Below are 240 nucleotides of genomic sequence, written 5' to 3' on the forward strand. Positions count from 1 at the left end.
GGAAGAAGATCTGGCTCAGGGTTCTGATCACGAAGTCCTTCAGTCGCTGTGCCGGCAGCGGCAATCGGTCGCGTGCGGCCGGAGCGATTGTGAGGAGGGCATCGCAGACCACTACGTCTCGTATCTGCGGATCGGCAAAACACGCGATATGCGGGTCAAGACGCCGGGCAGTAAATATTCGGTTTGACCGAAGTGTGGATTTCGGCTAAACCGCATCCACCCCGGCCCGCAAAAGGGGCG

General features: G+C 59.6%; 1 protein-coding gene. It reads left to right on the forward strand.

Features of this window, described 5'->3' with window-relative positions:
* Positions 1–187 (forward strand): hypothetical protein (locus RMT89_RS45200; protein ID WP_315889560.1); only part of this gene is annotated, 187 nt, incomplete at its 5' end.
* Between the last annotated feature and the right edge of the window lie 53 nt (positions 188–240).

The sequence above is a fragment of the Streptomyces sp. P17 genome, assembly GCF_032436805.1.
In the GTDB taxonomy this organism is placed as follows: Bacteria; Actinomycetota; Actinomycetes; order Streptomycetales; family Streptomycetaceae; genus Streptomyces.